This window comes from Clostridium tarantellae (assembly GCF_009295725.1).
GTDB lineage: Bacteria > Bacillota > Clostridia > Clostridiales > Clostridiaceae > Sarcina > Sarcina tarantellae.
The window spans coordinates 1-7,989 of the sequence record NZ_WHJC01000153.1 but is presented as its reverse complement, the minus strand read 5'-3'; the positions used below and the strand labels follow the sequence as shown (position 1 = coordinate 7,989).

At 24.4% G+C, this 7,989-nt stretch carries 10 protein-coding genes; 3 read left to right on the top strand and 7 right to left on the bottom strand.

Going from position 1 to position 7,989, the window contains the following annotated elements; genetic code table 11:
* The coding region (locus GBZ86_RS18430; RefSeq protein WP_170272206.1) for a DUF4883 family protein at positions 1-134 on the top strand (134 nt) is incomplete at its 5' end.
* 18 nt (positions 135-152) lie between these two features.
* Entirely contained in the window at positions 153-1,142 is a 990-nt protein-coding gene (locus GBZ86_RS10140; RefSeq protein WP_152890319.1) for a hypothetical protein, read from the top strand.
* 59 nt (positions 1,143-1,201) lie between these two features.
* Here GBZ86_RS10140 and folK read toward each other — a convergent pair whose 3' ends face one another.
* From folK to GBZ86_RS10105, 7 genes are read right to left on the bottom strand one after another with little or no spacing between them, the layout of a single operon-like run.
* Positions 1,202-2,023 (bottom strand): 2-amino-4-hydroxy-6-hydroxymethyldihydropteridine diphosphokinase, encoded by an 822-nt coding sequence (gene folK / locus GBZ86_RS10135; RefSeq protein ID WP_152890317.1) that lies wholly within the window; start codon positions 2,021-2,023, stop codon positions 1,202-1,204.
* Between the two features lie 10 nt (positions 2,024-2,033).
* Positions 2,034-2,843, bottom strand: coding sequence for a dihydropteroate synthase (gene folP, locus GBZ86_RS10130; protein ID WP_152890315.1), 810 nt, complete (start codon positions 2,841-2,843; stop codon positions 2,034-2,036).
* A gap of 29 nt (positions 2,844-2,872) precedes the next feature.
* Positions 2,873-3,346, bottom strand: coding sequence for an HD domain-containing protein (locus GBZ86_RS10125; protein WP_152890313.1), 474 nt, complete (start codon positions 3,344-3,346; stop codon positions 2,873-2,875).
* 24 nt (positions 3,347-3,370) lie between these two features.
* Complete coding sequence (folE, locus tag GBZ86_RS10120; RefSeq protein WP_152890311.1) at positions 3,371-3,928, bottom strand: GTP cyclohydrolase I FolE; 558 nt, start codon at positions 3,926-3,928, stop codon at positions 3,371-3,373.
* On the bottom strand, positions 3,925-4,683 hold the full coding sequence (locus GBZ86_RS10115) for an aminotransferase class IV (RefSeq protein ID WP_152890309.1): 759 nt from the start codon (positions 4,681-4,683) through the stop codon (positions 3,925-3,927). The genes folE and GBZ86_RS10115 overlap by 4 nt, the downstream gene beginning before the upstream one ends.
* Positions 4,683-6,038, bottom strand: coding sequence for an aminodeoxychorismate synthase component I (gene pabB / locus GBZ86_RS10110; protein WP_152890307.1), 1,356 nt, complete (start codon positions 6,036-6,038; stop codon positions 4,683-4,685). The genes GBZ86_RS10115 and pabB overlap by 1 nt, the downstream gene beginning before the upstream one ends.
* Complete coding sequence (locus GBZ86_RS10105) at positions 6,028-6,633, bottom strand: anthranilate synthase component II (protein ID WP_152890306.1); 606 nt, start codon at positions 6,631-6,633, stop codon at positions 6,028-6,030. Before GBZ86_RS10105 ends, pabB begins: the two co-directional genes overlap by 11 nt.
* 238 nt (positions 6,634-6,871) lie before the next feature.
* Here GBZ86_RS10105 and GBZ86_RS10100 point away from each other — a divergent pair, with 238 nt between their 5' ends.
* The gene (locus GBZ86_RS10100) at positions 6,872-7,708 is read left to right on the top strand and encodes a PHP domain-containing protein (protein ID WP_327444890.1); all 837 of its coding nucleotides are present in this window, start codon (positions 6,872-6,874) and stop codon (positions 7,706-7,708) included.
* The last annotated feature ends 281 nt before the right edge of the window (positions 7,709-7,989 follow it).

Here is a 7,989-nt window from a genome sequence, read left to right as displayed (position 1 = left end):
TAGATGTATATGGTGATAATCTTATATGTATTTATCCTTGGGATGGAATTTATACGAAAGATTATATATCTTTAAAAAATATACCTAATGCATTTAAACTTGAACAATTTTGCAAATATATTTTTGAAAAATAATTAAAAGGAGATTTTTATATGCCTAATACCTTTGATAATTTAGATTTATTAATATATTTAGATGAAAATTTAATGACTGGTCTTAATTCAATGGTATTAAATGGTGTAATACAATCAAGAACAGTTAGACGTTCTAATGATAAAGGTTTATATACTAGAGCTCACTTAGATAATAGACAAAGTATTTTTGATGAAGAAAAAAAAGACAAACAACTTAGTTCTGAACTTAAAGTAAAAAAACAACACCATATTAATTCTTTAAATAAATCTAATGAAATAGGCTCTTCCCTAGAAAATAGATTTGGTGAAAGATTTGAAGAAGAATTAAAAACTATTGTTACATCGTTTAATATGCATTCTGAGCTTAAAAATTTTTTACTTAATACTGGTACTTTAACTCCATTAAAAGAAGAAGATATAATTAATTGCAATGTTACCTATGGAGATTATGTGGAAGTATGTGGTATGTTAACAGAAATCTGTATAGCACCTTATATAGATACTCTTATTTCTCTTTTAAATTGTCATACTGTAGAAAAACTTAATAAACTTATAAATAATGAAAATCTTGGTTTATTAAATTACGGTTCAATATGTAAAATGTTAGAAACCTTAAAAGATTTAGTTTGTGCAGGTGGTACTCAAGACTTTGTAATTATGTGTGGAAAAACTCCCATTATTATTCCTTCTACTTTATCATACTTTATAAATAATACTAACTATAATTCTTCTAATCCAGCAATACATTATAATCCGAATTTTTATATTTTTGATAAAACTCCCTGTAAGTGTAAGGTTTTTGGAAAAGTTCTCAGTCATTGCAATAAAAATGAAAATTTGAGTTTATTTAGAAAATCAACACAAGCTAAGTTTTATGAAAACTTTATGACTTCTATAATACCCTATTTAGATGTACTCTCTAAAAATAATATACCTATTCCAACTCCTTATCCAATGAGCTTTTCAGGTCCCTCTTTATTATTACTACCTATAAGCATATGTATTTAGTGTTTAATAATAAATATAAAAATGTATGATTTATTATTAAAAATCATACATTTTTCATATTAATTATTTTTTATCATTTCAACTAATTCAAAAATTCTTTTTTTATATAATGGATGTATTAAATATGGTGCTATTTCATTTAATGGATTAAGTACAAACTCTCTCATATGCATTCTAGGATGTGGAATTATAATAGAATCATCATCATCTGTAATTAAATCATTATATAATAAAATATCTAAATCTATAGTTCTAGGTCCCCACTTTATACTTCTTTCTCTTTTAAGTTCTTTTTCAATATGAAGCATAAAATTCATTAGTTCTTTAGGAGTTAATAAGGTTTTTATTTCACAAACTCCATTTAAAAAATTATCTTGTTCAGTATATCCCCAAGGTTCTGTCTCTATTAATTTTGAAGTTTTTATAACTTTAGTATGACTTAATTCTCCTATTCTTAATAAAGCTTCTTTTATGTTTTGTTCTTTATCACCTAAATTTGAACCATAAGCTATATAAGCTTTGTTCCACTTTCTTTCCATTTCAATGAAAACAGTATCTAAACTTCTTACAATAGGAGCCCAAGGTTTTTTTAAAATAATTTTAACACTTTTAATTAATTTATATTCTATCAATAAAAAACTACATATTTTTTCACAGGCAGTTTCTATTAGGTCATAACATTCTTTTTTAAATTCTTCTTCTACTCTATGACATATCTCTCCATAATGCACAGTTTTATTTAAATCACCTGTAAGTGCAGCTTCTCTTAAAGAAAACCCTAGTTCTAATGAAATTAAAAATTTTTGTCCTAATTTTTTTTCTTCTTGAAAAACTCCATGATTAGCAAAAACCTCTAAATCTTTAATTATTATTTTATCCAAAAATATTCACCTACCTTTTTACTATAGCATCTGTCATTACACAAGTTCTTTTATTTTGTAATACATCATGAACTCTGACAAAATCACACCCTTTAATGATTCCTATAGTAGTAGTTGCTAATGTTCCTTCAACTCTTTCATTAGAAGGTAAATTTAATGTATTTCCTATAACTGATTTTCTTGAAGTAGCTAAAAGTATAGGATAGCCTAACATTTTTAATTCATCTAATCTCTTTATTACTTCCAAATTTTCTTCATAATTTTTAGCAAAACCAATACCTGGATCTATCATTATATTTTCTTTTTTTACTCCTGCATCTAATGCAATTTTTATACTTTCTTTTAAATCTATTTTCATTTCTTCTATTATATCATTTTCATAAATATTATTACTTCTATTATGCATTAAACAACAAGTAACTCCATATTTTGCAGCTATCTTAGCCATTAAATTATCTTTTTTGAATCCCCAAATATCATTTATTAAATTTGCACCAACCTTTATTGCCTCTTCTGCTACTTTACTTTTATATGTATCAATAGAAATTGCTATATCATATTTTTCTCTAATAGCTTTTATTACAGGTATTACTCTTTTTAATTCCTCCTCTTCTTCTACAAAAGTATGATTAGGTCTTGTAGACTCCCCTCCTATATCAATTATATCTGCTCCTTCTTTTATCATTTTTTCAACTTGAACTAATGCATTTTCTATATTATTAAATTTTCCACCATCTGAAAATGAATCTGGAGTAACATTGAGTATTCCCATTATATAAGTTCTTTTTCCAAGCTTAAAATCTTTATTTCCTATAAACATTTCTATTCTCCCCAGTATTTTTAATTAATTTAATATTTTATAAGCATATTTTTCTTTTCCTTTGACCATTTACATTTGTTTTCTGATTTGCATATAAAACAAGATCTTGATAATTTATCACTTTCATAAAAAATTTTATTAATTCCTTTAGCATATTTATTTCTATGATTTAATATGGCATCTTTTATTATAGTAATATCATTAGAGTTGAATCCACATTGAACTAGTATATCACCACTTAATTCATAAGAAGCTTTTTCATGAGGTATTCCCTCTTTATATTCTTTCCATCTTCCAATGTCATGTAATAATGCTATAGCATAAATAATTTCCTTGTCTATAGGTATATTTTTTTCTAAACAGATTATATAACTAATTCTAGCCATATTTAAAAAATGTTCCATATTATGTTTACAAAATTCTCTATTAAATTCATACTCATTATTTTTCTTTAAATATTCTTTATATAAAAAATTATTTACTATATTATTTACTTTTTTCATACCTCACCTTTTTACAGTAAAACTTTATAAAGAAATCATTCTAAAAACCTCATTTTTTAAGTTTTCGTCTTCTATAAATCTTCCTCTATAACTACTTGTTACTGTTTTAGTTCCTATTTTTCTTATACCTCTCATTGTCATACACATATGCTCTGCTTCAATTATAACCATTACTCCTTGTGCATCTAAAAAATTCATAATAGCATCCGCCACTTCTTTAGTTAATCTTTCTTGAAGTTGTGGTTTTTTTGCATATACATCTACTGTTCTTGCCAATTTTGAAAGACCTGTTACTTTTCCATTTGGAATATATGCAATATGCACTTTTCCATAAAAAGGAACTAAATGATGTTCACAAACTGAATAAAAATTAATGTCCTTTTCTACAACTAAATCATTACTTTCTACAGTAAAAGTTTTTTGCAAATGTTCTTGTGCTGTCTTGCCTAAGCCTTCAAAGATTTCTTCGTACATCTTTGCAATTCTATCTGGTGTTTCTAAAAGACCTTCCCTATCTAATTCTTCACCAATTCCTTCTAATATAAGCTTAACACCTTCTTTTATTTTATCTTTATTTATCATAGTGAAAATCCTCCATTTATTTCTTTTAAATAATACTTTTGTATTTCTTTAATAATGTTATTTGTTTCAAATTTAATATTGTTAAAATTTCTAACATTCATTATTCCCATTAAAGAATTTGTTAAAAATATACCTTCACACTCATGTAAATCTTTTAATAAAAACTCTCCTTCAATTACTTTAAAATTATTAATAATCCATCTTCTTACAATTCCATTTAACAATCCGCAAGAAACAGCTGGAGTATATATTTTATTTTTCTTTACAAAAAACATATTAGATGTAGACCCTTCTGTCAAAAATCCTTTTTCATTTAAAAATATACACTCTTCAAATCCTTGTCTTATTGCTTTTTTCTTTTCTATTAAATTTTCTATATAACACATTGATTTTATATAAGTTAATATTGAAGTAGAGTTTCTAATAACTTTTGATAATGCTAAAGAAAAACCTTTTTCATAATGTTCTCTTTTATAAGTTAATTCTTTAGTAGAAAAAATTATATTTTTTTCAGTTAAATTTATTTTTAAAGCACAATTTCTAATTTTTTTTTCTTCTATAAAGTTTTTTACATCTAAAAAATTAATTTCTTTATTTATTCCCAAAATTTTACTGCTATTATTTAATCTTTCTATATGTTCTTTTAAAAAAATAGCCTGTTCATTTACATATATTGTTTCAAATACACCTTCACCAAAATACATTGATGAATCTAAAATAAACTCTCCATTCTTTTTCCCATTTATATAAATCATTATAATACCCTCATTAATGCTTTAGCTTTATCTAAAGTTTCTTCATATTCCATATTTTCATCTGACTCAATGGTAATACCTCCTCCAACTCCAAAAAAAGCTTTATTATCCTTTTTCAAAATAGTTCTTATTACAATATTAAAATCACAACCACCTCTAAAATCAAAATATCCTATAGCACCTGTATATATTCCTCTTCTTATTCCTTCAAGCTCTTCTATTATTTCCATTGCTCGTATTTTAGGAGCTCCAGTAATAGATCCACCTGGAAAACATTCTCTCATACATTTTACAGAACTACATTCATCTTTTAATTCACCTACGATTGTAGAAACTAAATGAAAAACAGTTGAATACTCTTCTAATTTAAATAATTCTGTCACATTTATAGAATTTGGTTTGCAAACTTTGCTTAAATCATTTCTTTCTAAATCAACAATCATTAATAATTCTGATTTATCTTTTTCACTATTTAATAAGTCTTCTTTGTTTTTTTTATCTTCTTCTTTTGTTGTTCCTCTTGGTCTAGTTCCTTTTATTGGTCTAGTTTCTACTTTTCTATTTTCTACTTTTAAAAATCTTTCTGGTGAAGAACTAATTACCTGAAAGTCATCTAAATTTAAATAACAAGAAAAAGGAGCTTTATTTATATTTCTTAAACTTGAATATATTAAGAATGAATCTTCTGTATTTTCACACCAAAATCTTTGTGTAAGATTTGCAATATAAACATGTCCTTCTAATATATAATTTTTAACTTTTTCAACGCCTTTTAAATATTCTTCTTTTTTAAAATTAGAAAAGAATTGATTTTCATATTTATAATTTATTGTATCTTTTAATTTCATATATGAATTATTATGTATTTTTCTTTTAATTTTATTAATACTACTTTTTGAATTTTCATTGATACCTAATGCTGTTATATATGTTTTTTTATTTTTTAAATCAAAGATTATTATGTTATCAAAAAATATAAAATAACTATCTGGTATATTTATATCATTTATAGCGGTATTAGGTAACACTTCTAATTGCCTACCTATATCATAGGAGAAGTATCCTATACATCCTGAAAGCAATGGTATTGTACTAGGATATACTATAGAAAATTTTTTAATTAGTTTTTCTAATTCCTCAAAAGCATCCCCTTCTTTTTCTTCTTCATTAATAATAATTTTATTTTCTTTAGACTTAAACTTTAAAAAAGAATTTAATCCTATAAAGGAATAACTAGAATACTCACTGTCTTCCTTGGAACTATCTAATAAAATAGTATCTTTTTCTTTACTAAATAAAGAATAAATTTCTACACAATTTAAATCAGTCTTAACCTCTTCTATTTTAAAATCCATTTTTATCACCTTTTTCTTTACCAGTAATTTTACATAACTTTATAAAATTTTTTAACATCTCATGACCATATTCTGTAAGTTCAGCTTCAGGATGAAATTGTACTCCTTCTATAGCATATTTAGTGTGTCTTATACCCATGATAATTCCATCTTTTGTTTCACTAGTTATTATTAAATCCTTTGGTAAAGATTCTTTATCTATAATTAACGAATGATATCTTGTTACTTTTAAGTAGTTTTTAATATTATTATAAATACCTTTTCCATCATGTTTTATAGTTGATATTTTCCCATGAACTGGAATATATCCCTTTATTATTTTTGCTCCAAAGTAATGACCTATACATTGATGACCTAAGCAAACTCCTAAAATAGGAATTTGTTCCTTAAATACTTCTATTATTTTCAAACATAAATTAGCTTCTTTAGGAGATTTAGGGCCTGGTGATAATATTATTCCTTCTATGTTCATAGTTTTTATTTCATCTATTGTAATTTCATCATTTCTCTTAATAATTACTTTTTCATTTAATTCATGCAAATACCTTACTAAATTGTATACAAATGAATCATAATTATCTATCATTAAAAACATATTTTCCCCCCTACTTTCTTTAAATTACAACATACACTTTAAACTTTATTAATAATAATTTATTTAATTAATTATAGCAGAAATAATTATTTTTTTAAAAATTATTTCATTCACTTTATTTTATTCTTTTACCTTTTAATCTATTAAAAAATAATAATTATTACAATATTTTTATACTAAAGTTAAATTTATATGTTAAAATAACAGTATATAACTTTTACTCAAAGGAGGTTTTAGTATTAATATTAAAGCAGAATTTCATTGTCATTCTACAGCTTCTGACGGAACACTTTCTCCTAGAAAATTAATTGAAGATGCTAAACTCAGAGGCGTTGAACTACTTTGCTTAACTGATCATGATATAACCTCTGGATTGGAAGAAGCACATAAATTTGCTAAAAAACTCAATGTAAGATTTATACCTGGTATTGAACTAAGTTGTCAACATAAAGATGCTACTGTCCATATATTAGGATACTTTAAAGATGATTCTTACAAAAACTCTGAATTTCAATCCTTTCTTAATGAATTAAAAAATTCACGTATTGAAAGAGCAAAAAAAATAGTTCAAAATCTTAATCATTATTTTAATATAGAACTAGATTATAAAAAAGTGTTAGCTAAAAGTAAAGGCGTAGTGGCTAGACCCCATATTGCTCAATGTATAATTGATGCTGGTTATAATTATACTTGGGATGAAATTTTTGATAAATTTATAGGTAATGATAGCCCTGCTTATGTAAAAAACAAAAAAATCTCTATAGACGAAGGAATAACTATATTAAAAAAATTTAATGCTATAGTTATACTAGCTCATCCCAAATTAATAAAAAAAGTACCTATAAAAGAAGTATTATCCTTTCCTTTTGATGGAATAGAAGCTATTTATTATTTAAACTTCAAAAAGGAAACTGATTTCTTTATATCTTATGCTAAAAGAAATAATTTATTAATAACTTGTGGATCTGATTTTCATGGACCACATGAGGATGATAGCAGACATGGAACTATTGGTTGCATGAATATGCCAACAGAAGATTTCGAAAGATTTTTAAAGGTTTATTATAAAAATTAAAATATTTTTATTTATTATTAATATAACATTATTAATTCAAGATTAATAATGTTATATTTTTTATTTATAACATATATGTTATAACGCTAAAACTACATTGTTACAAGTTATTTTCTATTAACCCCCTTACTTTTCATCCATAAATATAAACGTAACTTCTTTAATACAACCTGTATATCAAACTTCTAAATTAACCCAAAATTTGTAGTATTTTTTATATGTATATTATTAACACTCTTTGCAAAATATATTCACATAAGAAAAAGTTTCTTATATGAATA

Excerpts from the sequence above, each read along its gene's own strand:
- GBZ86_RS10105 (WP_152890306.1), bottom strand. The coding sequence starts at position 6,633 with ATGTTTTTAATGATAGATAATTATGATTCATTTGTATACAATTTAGTA.
- GBZ86_RS10140 (WP_152890319.1), top strand. The coding sequence starts at position 153 with ATGCCTAATACCTTTGATAATTTAGATTTATTAATATATTTAGATGAA.
- folE (WP_152890311.1), bottom strand. The coding sequence starts at position 3,928 with ATGATAAATAAAGATAAAATAAAAGAAGGTGTTAAGCTTATATTAGAA.
- GBZ86_RS10115 (WP_152890309.1), bottom strand. The coding sequence starts at position 4,683 with ATGATTTATATAAATGGGAAAAAGAATGGAGAGTTTATTTTAGATTCA.
- folP (WP_152890315.1), bottom strand. The coding sequence starts at position 2,843 with ATGTTTATAGGAAATAAAGATTTTAAGCTTGGAAAAAGAACTTATATA.
- GBZ86_RS10125 (WP_152890313.1), bottom strand. The coding sequence starts at position 3,346 with ATGAAAAAAGTAAATAATATAGTAAATAATTTTTTATATAAAGAATAT.
- pabB (WP_152890307.1), bottom strand. The coding sequence starts at position 6,038 with ATGGATTTTAAAATAGAAGAGGTTAAGACTGATTTAAATTGTGTAGAA.